Raw genomic sequence first — 433 nt, forward strand, 5'->3', positions numbered from 1 at the left:
GCGAGGGTGGCCGTGCCGGTGCCGGGTTCGGCGGGCGGCGCGGGCAGCGGGAACGCCCGGTACCCGTCCGCTGGACGGATACCGGGCGTGAACCCTGCGGCTGCCGGCGCCCGGAATCAGGCGGAGCAGGAGGTGGTGCTGGTGGTGGAGCTGCACGTCGAGGTCGAGCTGGTGCTCGTGGAACCGGCGAGCACGACCTCGCTGGCGTCCGAGTAGTCGGAGATCTCGAAGGTCTCGGCCTCGAGCTCGAGGATCTCGTCGGCGAGGGTGCTCAGGTTCTTCTCCATGGTGTCTCCTCCGGATCGGGGGCCGCCGGGCTCGGGGCCGCCTGCTGGGTGTACGCCCGGTGGGGGGTACGCGCCCATTCCACCGCCCGCCGCTCACCGTTCGGCCTGCCTCCCGCACACACATCGCTGGCACGCGACGCCAGCGA

General features: G+C 72.5%; 1 protein-coding gene. It reads right to left on the minus strand.

Annotation, left to right across the window (positions count from 1 at the left end; all coding sequences use genetic code 11):
* Positions 1–116 precede the first annotated feature (116 nt).
* A complete protein-coding gene (locus tag IE97_RS0137875) occupies positions 117–287 on the minus strand; it encodes a thiazolylpeptide-type bacteriocin (protein ID WP_018555848.1) in 171 nt (56 codons plus the stop codon).
* Positions 288–433: the final 146 nt, after the last annotated feature.

It is taken from the genome of Streptomyces sp. NRRL S-455 (assembly GCF_000717875.1).
GTDB lineage: Bacteria > Actinomycetota > Actinomycetes > Streptomycetales > Streptomycetaceae > Streptomyces.